Here is a 14,934-nt window from a genome sequence, read left to right as displayed (position 1 = left end):
GTCAGTGTTCCTTCTTCCTGCCGATCAGCAGGTTGGCGAGCAGGATCAGCGCCGTTGCCCCGACCAGCAGGCAGGAGGCGGAGATCACGGTGGGATCGAAGTCGTTGGCCAGTCCTTCGAACATCAGCTTGGGGAGGGTGCGGTTGCGTATGGTGGTCAGGAAGAGCGCCATGACCACGTCGTCGAACGAACTGACGAAGGCAAAGACGGCGCCGCCGATCAGGCTCGGGATCAGCGCCGGAAGCATGACCAGCCGGAACATCGTCGGCCAGGACGCGCCCATGCCCAGCGCGGCCAGCTCCAGACTGGGGTCCAGGCTGCGCAGCGCCGCGCGCATGGTGATGTAGACATAGGGGGCGGCCAGCACCGTGTGGCCCAGGATGACGGCCATGGAATTGGCGACCCAGCCCATGGGCGCGAACAGGTAGTACAGCGCCACCGCCGTGACGATGGCCGGCACCGACATCGGCACGATGAAGAAGGCATCCAGCCAACCCTGGCGACGCTTGGCCAACCGGCTGACCCCCAGCGCGGCGGCGGTGCCCAGCGCCGTGGCAAGCAGCGTCACGACCACGGCGATCCGCGTGCTGGAGGCCAGGGCCGACAGCCATTTGCCGTCGGTGAAGAAGTTCTCGTACCAGCGCAGGCCATAGCTGGGCGGCGGGAAAATCGGGAAATCCGTGGTGCCAAAGCTCATCGGGATGACCACGATGATGGGCAGCAGCAGGAACATGGCGCACGCCACGCCCAGAAGGGCCGACACCCGCCCGCCCGGCGTGCGGCGATATCCCGTGTGGTTGCTGCCCTTGCCGGAACTGGCGCTGATCAGGTTGTTCAGGCCGAACAGCCGGTTGAACAACCACAGCGAGAGCAGCACCGTGGCGAGCAGCACGCCCGCCAGGGCCGAGGCCAGCCCCCAGTTGAGTTCTTCGGTGATGTTGTGCGAAATCAGTTCCGCCGCCATGCGCTGGGCCGGCCCGCCCATCAGCGACGGCGTGATGTAGTAGCCCACCGCGTTCATGAAGACGATGATGCCGCCGGCGACCGCGCCGGGGCTGGTCAGCGGCAGGATGACCTTGCTGAAGATACCCGCGGAGCCGGCGCCCAGGCCTTGCGCGGCCTGCACCAGGCTGCCGTCCAGGGACCGGAACGAGGCATACAGCGGCAGCACCACGAAGGGCATCAGCACGTGCGTCATGCCCACCATCACGCCGGTGAAGTTGTAGAGGAACGCCATGGGCTGGTCGAGGATGCCCACCGTCGTCAACAGGGTGTTCAACGGGCCGTTCTTGCCCAGCAGCGCGATCCATGCCGAAGTGCGCACCAGCGCGCTGGACCAGAAGGGCAGCAGCACCGCGAAGAACAGTACGCGCGCCACCGTGGGCGATACGGTCGCCATCAGGTAGGCCAGCGGGTAGCTCAGCACCACGCATGCCAGCGTGACCGCGGCGGCGATCGTGAATGTGTTGACCAGCACGATGCGGTAGATCGGCGTGTCCAGCAGGTGGCGGTAGTGCGCCAGCGTCAGGCCGCCATCTTCGCCCTTGAAGCCGTTGCCGAGCAGCCCCGCGATCGGGCCGGCGAAGAACAGCAGCAGGAACAGCAACAGCGGCAGCGCGGCGAGGGCCGCGACGCGGCCGCGCCGCGATGCCGCGCCAGGGCGGCGTCTGGCGACAGGCAGGGGGAGGGCTTCGGTGCTCGTAGTCATGGCTTCGGGACGCCGGCGCGCGCGCCGGCGTCGGGGTAGGTAAGCAGGAAGATCAGCGGGCGCGGACCTGGTTGTAGCGCTCCGTGATGGCGGGGCCGTTCGCGTCCCAGAACTCCGAATTCAGGAAGGTGCTGTGCTTGAGGCGTTCGGACGTCGACGGCAGGCGCTCCAGGCGCTTGGCGTCGATCAGGGGCAGGGCCTTCTCGGTGGTCGGGCCGTAGGCGATGTATTTGCTGAATTCGGCCTGGTGTTCGGGCTGGATCATGTAGTTCAGCAGTTTGATTGCCGCATCGCGATTGGGCGAACCCTTGACGATGGCGAAGTAGCCGACCTGGGCGATGCTGTCGCCCCAGCCCATGGCGATGGGCAGGCCCGAGTCGATGCCGGCCTGGAAGCGGCCGTTCCAGCCCAGCGCCATCACCACTTCGCCGCTCGCCAGCGCGTTCACCGGTTCCGCGCCGTTCTTCCACCAGCGGGCGACATGGGGCTTGATCTCGTCGATCTTCTTGAAGGCGCGGTCCAGGCCCTCGGGCGTCGCCAGCACCTTGTACACGTCGGCAGGCGCGACGCCGTCGGCGATGAGCGCCGCCTCGATCACCGTCGCGGGGTCGTCCTGCAGGGTGCGCTTGCCCGGGAATTTCTTCACGTCCCAGAAGTCGGCGAACGTGCTGGGCTGCGGCTTCCCCGCCGGGAAGGCCTGGGTCGAGAAGCCGACGTTGGTGGCGAAGATCTCCGACGGCACCCCGTAGTCGTTGCGGGCGTTGGGGATCACGTGGTCCTGCTTGACCATGTCCGGCGTGATCTTCTCGAAGACGCCGAGCTTGATGCCGCGAGTCAGGCGGGCGCTGTTCTCGGTCACCACGTCCCACGTGATCGACTTGGTGTCGATCATGGCGCGGATCTTCGCGACCTGCGGATCCGTGTCCTCATGCACCGTGATGCCGGTCTCCTTGGAGAAGGGCTTGAGCCAGGCGTCGCGGATGGCGCCCTGGTAGTTGCCTCCCCAGCTCGCGAAATTGAGTTCGTTCGCCTGGGCCGCGCCCGTTGCCATCACCAGCGCGGCGGCAACGGCGCACGTGGCGTTCTTCCATGTGAAATTCATTGTTGGGACTCCATTCCATAAGAAAAGCGCGTTGGGTCGATCCGCCCGATCCCGGGCATTTCGCCTCGGCAATTCCTTGGCATGCAAATTGCATGCCAACGGTATGCCAAACATTCAAATCCGCTTTTTTCGGGAGTGCTTCAGATGCTCGACGTAGATCTCAATTCCGACCTGGGAGAGAGCTTCGGCCCCTACAGGATCGGCGCCGACGAGGCCATGCTGGACCTCATCACGTCGGCCAACGTGGCCTGCGGTTTTCACGGCGGCGATGCGTCGGTGATGCACCAAACCGCGGCATCCGCCCTGAAACGGGGCATCGACGTGGGCGCCCATCCGGGCTTCAACGACTTGTGGGGATTCGGCCGGCGCAAGATCATCGGCGACAGTCCGCAGACCCTCGGCGACATGCTCGCGTACCAGATCGCCGCGATGCAGGGCATGGCCCGCGTGGCCGGCCATCGGGTGACGCATGTGAAGGTGCACGGCGCCCTTGCCACGCAGGCTTTCGAGGATCGCGCGCTGTCCGAGGCGCTGGCCTGCGCCATGCGCGCGCTGGACCCGGATCTGGTGCTGGTCTGCACGCCCCATAACGAAACCGAGCGCGCCGCGCGCCGCGCGGGCATCCGCGTGGCCTGCGAGGTATTCGCCGATCGCCTTTATGGCGACAACGGCCTGACGCTGCCGCGCAGCGAGCCGGGCGCCGTGATCCACGACCCGGCCGCGGCGGCCGCGCAGGCGCTGCGCATGGTGCGCGAACAGGCAATCCGCACGGTGGGCGGAAAAGTCATCGCGATGCCGGTGCACACGATCTGCGTGCATGGAGACAACCCGCAGGGCGTGGAGATTGCGCGCGCCGTGCGTCTGGCGCTATTGGAAGAGGGCGTGCGGCTGCGGCCCATCTCGCAACTGGATTTTCAGTAGGCGGCGCCTTGCTGCGCCTGCCTGATCAGGGCCTTGATCACCGTGGCAAAGCGCTTGGTGGTGCTGGAGAGCGGGCTGCTGGCCGGATGCAGCAGGTGGATGGCGTGGCCCAGCGCCGGTTCGGTGGGCAGCAGGATGAAATCCTTGCGGAAGTTCGGGTGATAGCCGAACGACTCGATCAGCGCCACCCCCACGCCCTGTCGCACCAGCGCCAGCGCTTCGGGCGTGGAGCGGATTTCGATCTGGGGCTGCACGGGCACGGGGCCGGAATGCAGAAAGCGGCTGGCCAGGCGCCCGAATGGCGTGTCCGCGCCATAGCCGATCAGCAGATGGCCTTGCAGGTCTTCGGCGCGCACATGGCTGCGCTTGGTCAGCGGATGGCCGCGCGGCACGGCGCAGCCCAGCCAACCCTGGCCGATTTCCTCGCTGACGATATTGGCGTTGACCGGCGGCGGCATCGAGGCGATGCCGAAGTCGGCCTGTCCGAGGAGCAGGTGCGGCAGCAGCGCGTCGAAGGCCAGCGGCCGATAGCGGATCGGCGTATCGGGATGCCGTTCGCGGAATTTCTGGATCGCGTGGGGGATGAGCCACTCGCTGAAACTGGGGCTCGAGACCAGGCTTACCGCGCCCGCCGCGCCCGCGCCCAGGGCGCCCGCCAGCTCGTTGAAGCGGCTGACGCGGCCGAAGATCTCCTCGGCTTCGGCAAACAGGCGGCGGGCCTCTGGCGTGGGATGCAGCCTTCCCTTGACGCGCTCGAACAGCCGATAGCGCAGGCGGTTTTCGGCCGAGGCCAGCAGCCGGCTCACGGCGGGCTGCGTGACCGACAGCATGCGGCCCGCTTCACTGAGCGAGCCGGTCAGCATCACGGCATGGAAGACCTCGATCTGGCGGAGCGTCAGCGCGCCAGGCGTGGCGGGGAGCGGGCAGGACATAAGGCGGGCGTCGAGGACGGGAATGCGTTGCCCGCCATTTTATTCCCCGGGGAATCCGCGCGGCGCGCGCGCCGCCGATTTCCCATGATGTTTTGCGCGCAGTCCATAACTAAATGCACAGTCCTGTTGGCTTTTCCGATGGCCGGGCGCGTAGGAAAAGATATTTGTTTTCATGGGCTTGCGAGCGCCGTGGCGCGTCGTCGGCGGCGGCGTGGCCAAGCGTGGGCCGTCTTTTCGCGCGGCCGACGCCGCGTCATGCTGCCGGTGAATTCGCAACCTCTCTCTCAGGATTGATTCATGTCCCGCATCGTCACCGTCGCTGCCGCCCAATTGGGCCCGATCCAACGCGCCGAGGGGCGCGATGTGGCGATCGACCGCATGATCCGGCTGTTGGAGCGGGCGCGTCAGCGCGGCGCCCAGGTCGTCGTGTTCCCGGAACTGGCGTTGACCACCTTCTTCCCGCGCTGGTATTGCGAAGACCTGGACGAGGCGGATGGCTGGTTCGAAACCAGTCTGCCTTCGCCCGCCACGCAGCCGCTGTTCGATGCCATCAAGCGCTACGGGCTGATGGTCTACCTCGGCTACGCCGAACTGGCCTGGGAGCCCGATGAGCACGGCGTGGTGCGCAAGCGCCGCTTCAATACCTCGGTCGTCATCGCGCCCAATGGCGAGGTCGTCCTGAAGTACCGCAAGGTGCATCTTCCCGGCCATGCGGAATTCGCCGAGCATCGCCAGGTGCAGCATCTCGAAAAGCGCTATTTCGAAGTCGGCAACCTGGGCTTCCCGGTGGTGCGCGCGCCCGTCGCGCCCGGCGTGGACGCCAATCTGGGCATGCTGATCTGCAATGACCGCCGCTGGCCCGAGGCCTGGCGCGTGCTCGGGTTGCAGCAGGTCGAGCTGGTCATGCTGGGCTACAACACGCCCAGCCGCAACCAGGACAACCGCGGCTTCGAGGCGCACCATCTGCGGGTGCTGCATTCGCATCTCTCCATCCAGGCGGGCTGCTACCAGAACGCCACCTTCGCCGCGGCGGTCGCCAAGGCCGGCACGGAAGACGGCCACGAACTGCTGGGCCATTCCATCATCGTCAACCCGCAAGGCGAAATCATTGCCATGGCCGCCACCTGGGACGATGAGCTGATCGTCGCCGATTGCGACCTGGACTTGTGCGAGCTGGGGCGCAGCACCGTTTTCAACTTCGCCAAGCATCGCCGTCCCGAAGCCTACGGCCGCCTCATCGAACAGACCGGCAGCGTCGCGCCCGCCGTCTGGACTCCCTCGGCGTAACGCGCCTGACTCCCTTCATCCCGCAGGACAGCCCCATGACCGCGATGTCTCTACCCACGACCATCGAGCACGAACTGCTCGGCACCCTGCGTGTGCCGCAATTGCGCGATGTGACCGCCGCCGCCGAGCGGCTGACGCCCTACGTGCGCCGCACCATGCTGCTGCGCTCGCCCGCCCTGGACGAGCGGGCGCAGGCGCCCATCTGGCTGAAGCTGGAAAACCTTCAGGTGACGGGCTCGTTCAAGGCCCGTGGCGCATTCAATGCCCTGTTGAACATGGACCCGGCGCAGCGCGAGCGCGGCGTGGTCGCCTACTCGACCGGCAACCACGGCCAGGCCGTCGCCTGGGCCAGCCGCTGCCTGCGCGTGCCCGCCACCATCGTGATGCCGGTCGATGCGCCGGAGAACAAAGTGGAAAAGGCGCTGCGCCATGGCGCCAGGGTCGTGCGCTATGACCGCACGCGGGAAAGCCGCGAGGAAATCGGCCTGCGCCTGCTGGCCGAGACCGGCGCCACGCTGCTGCCGCCCGGCGATCATCCCGATGTACTGGCCGCGCAGGGCACGCTGGCCCTGGAAGCGTTGCAGGACCTGCCCGCCGCGGCCCGCGCCAACCTGGGCCTGTTCGCCACGCCGTGCGGCGGCGGCGGCATGGCCGCGGGCTGTTCGCTGGTGTTGCGCGAACTGGCGCCGCAGGCGCGGATCGTGGCCGTCGAGCCGCGCGAATTCGATGACACGGTGCGCTCGCTGGCCTCGGGCCGGCGCGAAACCAACCCGGCCGGCGCCAAGACCCTGTGCGATGCGCTGCAGGCTGCGACGCCCGCCGAACTGCCCTACGCGATCAACCGCCGCGCCTTGAGCGCCGCCGTGTCGGTGAGCGACGAGGAAGTCGTCGCCGCCATCCGGTTCGCGCTGGAGGAATTGCGGCTCGTGGTCGAGCCGGGCGGGGCGGTGGCGCTGGCCGCGCTGCTCGCGGGCAAGCTGTCGGCCGAAGGCCGTGATGCGGTCATCGTGCTGTCTGGCGGAAACATCGATCTGCCGCTATTGCGTCAGATCGCCCTGGACTGAGCGTTCGCGCCGCAGTCCGGAACGGCGGCGCCGCAAGGCCCCGCCGCGCAGTGCCGGCGTCCGTGAGGCGTCCAGCAAGACCCGCGAGGGCCGCAGAGTCCGAGCGGATACACCTATAACAGTCCAAGGAAGAAAACCATGTCCACGTATCAAAGCAGCGCCAAGCGCTGGCTCGCGGCCGCGAGCGCGGTGCTGGCCCTGACCGCGGCATCCGCCGCGCAGGCCGCCTATCCCGAGCATCCCGTCACGATCGTCGTGCCGTTCAACACCGGCACGACGCCCGACCTCGTGTCGCGCCTGCTGGCCGCCGAAATGGCCAAGCAGACCGGCGGCAATTTCGTGGTGCAGAACCGCACCGGCGCCTCCGGCATCATCGGCACGCAGGCCGTGGCCAATGCCGCGCCCGACGGCTACACCATCGGCTTTGCCAACGTGGCCACGCTGGCCATCAACCAGAGCCTCTACGCCAAGCTGTCCTATGACGCCGACAAGCAGCTCGCGCCCGTCGCCCTGACCGGCTCGGTGCAGAACCTGTTGGCCGTGCGCCCGGGCTTGAACGTCAAGAGCGTGGCCGACCTGATCGCCATGGCCAGGAAAGACCCGGGCAAGCTGGTCGTCGCGTCCGGCGGCAACGGCACCACCGGGCACCTGAGCGCGGCCATGTTCAGCGCGATGGCGGGCGTGGAATTCATGCACGTGCCGTACAAGGGCGGCGTCGAGGCGGACCTGGCCGTGTTGCGCGGCGAGGCCGATCTGGTGTTCGACAACATTTCGTCCATTGCCGGATTCGTGGAGCAGGGCAAAGTGGTGCCGCTGGCGGTGACCGACCTGCGGCGCGACCCGACCATGCCCGAGCTGGCGACGCTGGACGAGCAGGGCCTGAAAGGCTATCGCGCGGTGGCCTGGACCGGCTTTGTCGCGCCCGCGGGCACCGATCCCCAGGTGCTGGATTACCTGAACGATGCCTTCAACAAGGCGTTGCAATCGCCGCAGGTGCAGGAAAAGCTCAAGAGCATGGCCTACGTGCCGAACGTGGGACCGCGCCAGCAGCTCTTTGACCGCGCGCATGCCGAGCGTCCCGTCTGGGCGCAAGTGATCAAGCAAGCCAACGTCAGGATCGACTGAACCTCATGGACCTCGAACGCTACGACCTGCTGATCCGCGGCGGCACGGTGATCGATGGAACGGGCGTGGACCGCCTCCGCGCCGATGTGGGCGTGCGCGGCGGCCGCATTGCGGCCGTCGGCGACCTGGGCGGCGCCATCGCCGGCCAGGTGCTGGAGGCTGGCGGCCGCGTCGTGGCGCCGGGCTTCATCGATACGCATACCCATGACGACCGCTACCTGTCGATCGATCCCGGCATGCCCGCCAAGCTGAGCCAGGGCGTCACCACCGTCATCACCGGCAATTGCGGCATCAGCCAGGCGCCGTGGCGTTCCGGCTGGCGCAGCGACGTGCCTGCGCCGGTCAACCTGTTGGGCAACGACGTTGGCGACTTTCCCTACGAGACGTTCGGCGCCTACCTGGACAACCTGGACAGGAATCCGCCCGCCGTCAACGCGGCATGCCTGGTGGGCCACACCTCGCTGCGCGCCGCCGCGATGGACGACCTGGACCGGCCCGCGACCGAGGCGGAAATCGAACATATGCAGGCGCTGCTGCGCGAAGCCATGCTGAGCGGCGCCATCGGCCTGTCCTCCGGCACCGCGTATCCCGCCGCCATGCCGGCGACGCTGGATGAACTGGTCGCGGTGGCCAGCGTGTTGCGCGAGCATGGCGGGCTGTACGCCAGCCACATCCGCGACGAAGGCGACCGCATCTTCGCCGCGCTGGACGAGGCCTTCGCCGTGGGGGCCGCGGGCGATGCGCCCGTGCTGATCTCGCACCACAAGCTGATCGGCCCGCGCAACCATGGCCGCTCGGTGCAGACGCTTGCGCATATCGACAAGGCTGGCCTGCGCCAGGAGGTGGCCCTGGACTGCTACCCCTATGTCGCCGGCTCGACCATCCTGCGCAAGGACCGCCTGGCGGTGTCCAGCCGCGTCATCGTGACCAAGTCGGTCCCGTATCCGCAATACGCTGGACGCGACCTGGACGACATCGCCCGCGACATGGGCCTGAGCCCCGAAGCCGCGGTCGATGCGTTGCAGCCGGCCGGCGCCATCTACTTCATCATGGACGAAGCCGACGTCGAGCGCATCCTGGCCTATCCGGGCACCATGATCGGATCCGATGGCATGCCGCACGACCCCGCGCCGCACCCGCGCCTGTGGGGCACGTTCCCGCGCGTGCTCGGCCACTATTGCCGCGACGTCGGGCTGTTCAGCCTGGAACAGGCGGTTCACAAGATGACGGGCAAGCCGGCGGCGTACTTCCGGCTGCCCGGCCGCGGGCGCATCGCGCCAGGCTACGCCGCTGACGTGGTCGTCTTCGATGCGGATCGGATCAAGGACGTCGCCACCTGGGCATCCCCGACGAGCCAGGCCGAGGGCATCGATTATGTCCTTGTCAACGGCGAGATTGCCTGGGCGTTCGGGGCAGGGTCGGGCAGGCGCAGCGGCCAGGTGCTCAGGCGTCGGGACGCCCGCGCGCGGGCGTGACACCCCTGTGCGCGCGCCGGCCGCCAGCCCTAACGGATCGCCGCCAGCTTCACCGCGAACCCCAGCAGGAACACGCCCGCCAGCCGCTCCAGCAGATTCGCCACGCGCGGGTTGGCGCGCATGCGCTCGGCCAGGTGGTGCGTCAGCAGCACCGCCGCCAGGCCGTAGAGAAACGTCAGCGCCGCCACCGTGACCGCCATGAAGGCGAACGTCACCAGGCCCTGATGCCGGACCGGGTCGATGAACAGCGGGAAGAACGCCATGTAGAACATGATCGCCTTGGGGTTCAGCAAGGTGATCATCGCGGTCTGGCGCAGGTAGCGGCCGTTGTCCATGCGGCTCGGACGCGGCGCGGCGCCGGGCTTGCTGCGCATCATCTGCAGGCCCAGCCAGGCGAGATACGCGGCGCCGGCCCACTGCACGATATGGAACGCCGTGGGATAGGCCGCCAGCAGCGCCGAGACGCCGGCCACCGCCAGCCACATCAGCACCTGGTCTCCCAGGATCACGCCGCAGGTCGCCGCCAGGCCCGCCTTGATGCCGCCCTTGCCGGTGGCGGTCAGCAGGGCGAAATTGCCCGGGCCGGGGATGATCAGCAGCATGATGAAGGCGAGCACGAATGCGCCATAGTCGGTGACACCGAGCATGGAAAGACTCCCGAAAAGGTAACGGGCATTGTAGATCCGCCCGGCGTGACGCGCGGCCGATCTCGCCGGCAACGAAAAGGCCGGCCCCCGCCCGCCGCAACGCGCGACGGAGGGGGCCGGCCCGATGGGCTGGCTGACTACGCGATCAACGCAGCAGCGACAGCACCGTCTGCGGCACCTGGTTGGCCTGGGCCAGGACCGACGTGCCGGCCTGTTGCAGGATCTGGGCGCGCGACATGTTCGACACTTCCGTGGCGTAGTCGGCGTCCAGGATGCGCGAGCGCGCGCCGGACAGGTTGTTGATCACGTTGTTCAGGTTGTTGATCGTCGACTCCAGGCGGTTCTGCACCGCGCCCAGTTGGCCGGACACTTTGTTCAGAAGGTTGAAAGCGGAATCTAGCGTTTTCATCGGGTCGCCAGTCTTGTCGCCCTTGCTGGTGCTTTCGAGCGTCAGGCTGCCGGCTTTACTGCCGGCTCTGGCGACGTACAACTTCTTGCCGTAGTCGTTGACGGCGACGTCTTTGTTGTCGGTGACGTCTGTGCCGATAGCAGCGCCAACCTGATGATGGAACGTGCTGCCGCCCGCGATGGCAGTGATGTTGCCGGTATCCGGATTGAACTCGTAGCGTCGGACAGTTTTGGACACCGTCGTCAGTTGCTGCTTGTCATCCATATACAGCAAATGATCGGCATCGGTGTCGAGTTGGCCAATTTGCGTTACCTGCAGGGTCAGGCTGAACGCGCCCGCTTCAATCTTGACTTCGGCAGGCGTAGCGGTAGGCTGGGCTTTGAGGTCCGCCGCCAGCTTCTCCTTGGTGATGGTCGCCTGGAACTTGATGTCTGCCGTCCCGGCGGCCTGGCTCTGGTACGTCGTGCCGTTCACGGTCAGTTTGACGCCTTCAGCAGTGGCGCCGGTACCGATGTAGGTCGTCACGTCGGCTAGCGTTGCCTGAGTAAAAGCAGCGGCACCCGGAGCGGCACCACCCGTCAGGCCGTCATTGACTGACAGATTGCCCGCGGGGTCCCAGTACAGCGCCTTACCGTTGACATCGGTGATGTTGCCGCTAGAGGTGATCAGGATGTCGGCCTGAGCGGTCTTGTTCATGTACGTAGCCGCGATCGGCTTGGCGCCGATCTGGCCCCTGATGGTTGCTTCGACGGCGGTATCCGTATCGGTATCGTCGTAGACGAAGTTGCCCGCGGCGGCGTCATACGTGTAGGTGGTGGTAGGTGCTGTACCGCCGCCTGCAGGCGCTGCGCCTGTCGTTTTGATAATGGTACTGCCGTCCGTCATCTGGCTCATCAGGTCAGTGGTCGTGGCGGCGGTGTTCGTTTCCGTGACGTCGTACTGATTGTCCGTGCCCGCCACAAGCTGGATGTTCGGGCCAATCATGTCGCTGACTTGGGCCTTCCTGTTATCGATAATGCCAACGCCGTTGACGTTGAAGCCGTCCAGGCCCAGCGTCTTGACGCTGATTTCGTTCAAGTCCAGCGTGATGGTTTCGTTGTCGTTGGCGCCGACTTGCAGCGTCAGGGGCGTGGCCTTGTCCGACAGTACCTTCACGCCGTTGAAGTCGGTCTGCTCGGAGATGCGGTTGATGTCGGCGAGGCGCTCGTTGATTTCGTCCTGGATGGAGTCGAGCTGCTCTTGCGAGTAGCTGCCGTTGGCGGCTTGCACCGACAGTTCGCGCACCCGCTGCAGGTGGGCGGTGATTTCGGAGGCGGCGCCTTCCGTCGTCTGCGCCAGCGAGATGCCGTCGTTGGCGTTGCGGGCGGCTTGGGTCAGGCCCCGGACGTTGGACGTGAAGCGGTTGGCGATGGCCATGCCGGCGGCGTCGTCCTTGGCGCTGTTGATGCGCAGACCCGAGGACAGGCGCTCGATGGCGGTGCCCAGCGCGGACTGGGATTTGTTGAGATTGTTCTGAGCGACCAGCGACAGATAGTTGGTGTTGATGACTGCAGCCATGTGTTAGCTCCTTGGCAGAGTGAGGCTTGATCGAGGCGGGCAGCGGCGCTGCCCGATTGCCAACGTGATGAACCGAGAATCAGCGTTCGGGTTCGTCCGTTGCCAAAACTACGACCCTGCCAAATTGATCTTTAGACGATCGCGGCGCAAACGGCTGTCTTATGATTTTTGATGAGTTTTGCTGGAAATTTTCTGAAACACGAGCTTTTACTCGCACGAAAAAGAAGGCCCCACTCGCGGGTAAGCGGGTGGGGCCTTCGGCCTTGTCTCTCTTGGGGAAAGTTGCAAGACATGTGTAGTGTAGGCGTTTGGGCGCCGCCGAAAACTCATGAATACTCAACGGCGCAGTGGAGCGCGAACGGGGAGGGGGCGCCGCGGCGGGTATCGTCGGGCGCCGGCGGCGCCGCCGCGCGCAAATCAGTCGTGCGTCGCGATGCCGATCCTGCCCTCGCGCAGCACCAGCAAGGACCCTTCGGAATAGATGTTGCGGATCTGCAAGGGGGCATCGCGCAGGGTCGCGAGTTTCTTGCGGACCCGATAGAGCAGCGCGTCGATGCGGTGCTGATCGTAGATGACTGCCGGATAGCCGAGATTCTGCGACATCCGCTTGTGGCTGACGGGGTACTTCGGACTCTGGATCAGCGTCGCCATGACGATGGATTCCTTGGCCGTCAGGCTTAGCTGTTGGCCGTCCGACGATCGCAGTTGGCGCGATTGCACGTCCAGGGTCCAGTTGCAGTGTGAGATCGGGTCCGGCGTCGCGGTCACGAGCCGGCGTTCGAGCGCGCTGACGGTGACCGCCAGCAGCGCAAGCTGGATCGGCTTGATCAGGTAATGGTCGGCGCCGTCGCTCAGGCTCTGCAATTGAGCGGGCATGCGCACGTTGTCGGTCAGTACGATGATGCCCATGGCGGGAAACGTGCGGCGCAGCGGCGCGATGTGGCCGAGCATGTCGCCATCGGGCAGCGACGCGGCGGTCACCAGGATGCCGGGCGGGGACTGCCGGATGTGTGCGAGCGCGTCCTGCACGGTGCCGCAGACGTGCACGCCGCGGCCGAGGCCGGCGATATGGTTGGACACGCTTTCGGCCCATTCCGGCGGATCTTCAACGACAAGAACGCGCATACCTGCGATTGGTTTCCCGGGCCACGGACTGCGTCGACGACTGGACGGCGGGCCTTCTTCCGCCAGCGCGGCATCGCGGAAGCGACGCCCATCCGATTCTAGATTTGTCCTTGCGGGAAAACGCGGTTTGGCGTCTTAATGCGGTCTGATATCAAGGTCGGCGTCGCGGCAAGATTGCGGGAGGAGACTCGGGCGGCGGGTGCGCGGCCTCGGTGCAAAGGCCCGCGTCTTCAGAAACAATCGCAACAATAGTTTTCTTGCGAGCGCGCCCTGCGCGAGCCTCCCGGCACCGTATCGCCGCGCATCATCGCGCCGCGGCCCGTGCGAATGCGGGCTTGGCGTCCGCCCCATCGCGCCGGCCGCGCGAAATCCCACCGTGTTGCCCGCGTGGCCCGATGTTTCAGCGTGCCTCGCCGCGCTTGCGCTCCGGCCCAGAGGCAGTAGCATGCGCGCTCAGACCGATTCAGCCTCATTTAAGGACCGATCCATGACCTTGCCGCGCCCGCGCCTTGCCTTGTCCCTCCTGACGCTTACGCTGGCGCTGTCGGGGTGCGTGAACATTCCGTCCTCGAACGGATACGGCACCCGCGACGATCCGCGCTACGGGCAACTGCTGGACCTGATCAACGAGGCGCTCAAATCGGACATGGCGGTGGTGCTGGTGGCCGACCTGATGCCGCACGCGACGCTGAAAGACGCCTTGACCATGACGCAGTGGACTCCGACCGTGATCTGGATGCACGAGAAGGCGCCGCAGGTGACCTTCAGCCGCAAGTTCCAGACCAATGCGCTCAAGCGCGACCCGAAGGAAACCTACCTGTTCCAGGCGTTCGAGGTGCATATCCTGCCGCCCGGCAAATACCTGCTGACCGGCGGCGACGACTACAAGCTGAATGCGCTGCTCGATCAGGTCGGGGCCAAGCGCGGGCCGGAGGGATCGGGCCGCGGCGCCAACGGCACCGCCTATCTTTCGCCGGAACTCTATCGCGAGTTCTACAGGCAGCAGGCGTGGCGCGACGCCACCACCCACAGCGAGACCAAGACGCGCCAGGTCTGCACGGCCGTGCACGTGGCCTCGGGCGCCTGCGTGAGCTGGGGCGAGCAGCAATACACCGAGACCTCGGCGGGGATGCCGGCGGGCTACTACGAGGAAACCGATTCGCGCGATATTCCCGCCATCAAGGTGCAGGCGCGCATCCCGCCCAAGCAGGCGCTGGCGAGCTTCACGCTGCAGGGTGGACAACTGGTACTGAGCCAGCGCATGCACCTGAAGACGCCCAGCTACAAGTTCCGCCAGTCGGCCTGCCGCGCGGTCGACCCCAAGATGATCGAGTGCCCGCTGGAGGACCTGACCGTCTACACCCGCCCGGCGCCGATGGAGTTCGCGCAGAAGTACCTGGCGCAGCGGACCCTGAGCGCCGAGCACCAGGCGCTGCTGGCCAAGCTGCAGCCCATGCAGATCACGCCGCTGGGCAAGCAGGGCATGGAAGATCCGATCTGGGGCGTGCCGCTGTCGATGGACAAGGGGCGCTAGGCCGGCGCGCGGCGGGAAAAAAAGAGAAGAGCGCGCAACGCGGCGTTG

General features: G+C 66.5%; 12 protein-coding genes. 6 read left to right on the top strand and 6 right to left on the bottom strand.

Going from position 1 to position 14,934, the window contains the following annotated elements:
• Window position 1 precedes the first annotated feature (1 nt).
• Together ACUDCK_RS20275 and ACUDCK_RS20270 are read right to left on the bottom strand one after the other, a co-directional pair.
• Complete coding sequence (locus ACUDCK_RS20275) at window positions 2-1,708, bottom strand: ABC transporter permease subunit (protein ID WP_082401953.1); 1,707 nt, start codon at window positions 1,706-1,708, stop codon at window positions 2-4.
• Window positions 1,709-1,760: 52 nt separating this feature from the next.
• On the bottom strand, window positions 1,761-2,810 hold the full coding sequence (locus ACUDCK_RS20270) for an ABC transporter substrate-binding protein (RefSeq protein WP_064526109.1): 1,050 nt from the start codon (window positions 2,808-2,810) through the stop codon (window positions 1,761-1,763).
• A 144-nt stretch (window positions 2,811-2,954) separates the two neighbouring features.
• Here ACUDCK_RS20270 and ACUDCK_RS20265 point away from each other — a divergent pair, with 144 nt between their 5' ends.
• Window positions 2,955-3,731: a LamB/YcsF family protein gene (locus tag ACUDCK_RS20265; protein WP_054503157.1), complete on the top strand. Its 777-nt coding sequence runs from the start codon at window positions 2,955-2,957 to the stop codon at window positions 3,729-3,731.
• On the opposite strand, the gene ACUDCK_RS20260 is transcribed toward ACUDCK_RS20265, so the two are convergent.
• Window positions 3,725-4,663 (bottom strand): LysR family transcriptional regulator, encoded by a 939-nt coding sequence (locus ACUDCK_RS20260; protein ID WP_054503156.1) that lies wholly within the window; start codon window positions 4,661-4,663, stop codon window positions 3,725-3,727. The genes ACUDCK_RS20265 and ACUDCK_RS20260 overlap by 7 nt on opposite strands.
• Before the next feature lie 297 nt (window positions 4,664-4,960).
• On the opposite strand from ACUDCK_RS20260, the gene ACUDCK_RS20255 reads away from it, so the two are divergent.
• The 4 genes from ACUDCK_RS20255 (at window position 4,961) to ACUDCK_RS20240 (ending at window position 9,614) form a co-directional block, all read left to right on the top strand.
• Entirely contained in the window at window positions 4,961-5,950 is a 990-nt protein-coding gene (locus tag ACUDCK_RS20255; RefSeq protein WP_054503155.1) for an N-carbamoyl-D-amino-acid hydrolase, read from the top strand.
• A gap of 35 nt (window positions 5,951-5,985) precedes the next feature.
• Window positions 5,986-7,014: a threonine ammonia-lyase gene (locus tag ACUDCK_RS20250; RefSeq protein WP_081273534.1), complete on the top strand. Its 1,029-nt coding sequence runs from the start codon at window positions 5,986-5,988 to the stop codon at window positions 7,012-7,014.
• A 138-nt stretch (window positions 7,015-7,152) separates the two neighbouring features.
• The gene (locus tag ACUDCK_RS20245; protein ID WP_054503154.1) at window positions 7,153-8,139 is read left to right on the top strand and encodes a Bug family tripartite tricarboxylate transporter substrate binding protein; all 987 of its coding nucleotides are present in this window, start codon (window positions 7,153-7,155) and stop codon (window positions 8,137-8,139) included.
• Window positions 8,140-8,144: 5 nt separating this feature from the next.
• A complete protein-coding gene (locus ACUDCK_RS20240) occupies window positions 8,145-9,614 on the top strand; it encodes an N-acyl-D-amino-acid deacylase family protein (RefSeq protein ID WP_175166589.1) in 1,470 nt (489 codons plus the stop codon).
• Between the two features lie 29 nt (window positions 9,615-9,643).
• On the opposite strand, the gene ACUDCK_RS20235 is transcribed toward ACUDCK_RS20240, so the two are convergent.
• From ACUDCK_RS20235 to ACUDCK_RS20225, 3 genes are all read right to left on the bottom strand, one after another.
• On the bottom strand, window positions 9,644-10,261 hold the full coding sequence (locus tag ACUDCK_RS20235) for a LysE family transporter (RefSeq protein WP_054503152.1): 618 nt from the start codon (window positions 10,259-10,261) through the stop codon (window positions 9,644-9,646).
• A 145-nt stretch (window positions 10,262-10,406) separates the two neighbouring features.
• The gene (locus ACUDCK_RS20230; RefSeq protein WP_175166590.1) at window positions 10,407-12,227 is read right to left on the bottom strand and encodes a flagellin N-terminal helical domain-containing protein; all 1,821 of its coding nucleotides are present in this window, start codon (window positions 12,225-12,227) and stop codon (window positions 10,407-10,409) included.
• Between the two features lie 417 nt (window positions 12,228-12,644).
• Entirely contained in the window at window positions 12,645-13,352 is a 708-nt protein-coding gene (locus tag ACUDCK_RS20225) for a response regulator transcription factor (protein WP_175166591.1), read from the bottom strand.
• Between the two features lie 487 nt (window positions 13,353-13,839).
• Between ACUDCK_RS20225 and ACUDCK_RS20220 the strand changes: the two genes are divergently transcribed.
• Complete coding sequence (locus tag ACUDCK_RS20220; RefSeq protein ID WP_054477137.1) at window positions 13,840-14,886, top strand: hypothetical protein; 1,047 nt, start codon at window positions 13,840-13,842, stop codon at window positions 14,884-14,886.
• Window positions 14,887-14,934 lie beyond the last annotated feature (48 nt).

The sequence above is a fragment of the Achromobacter sp. CF-sbj1-Ac2-l genome (genome assembly GCF_052698165.1).
The sequence above is the reverse complement of the archived record's forward strand: the minus strand, read 5'-3'. Positions and strand labels throughout refer to the sequence as shown.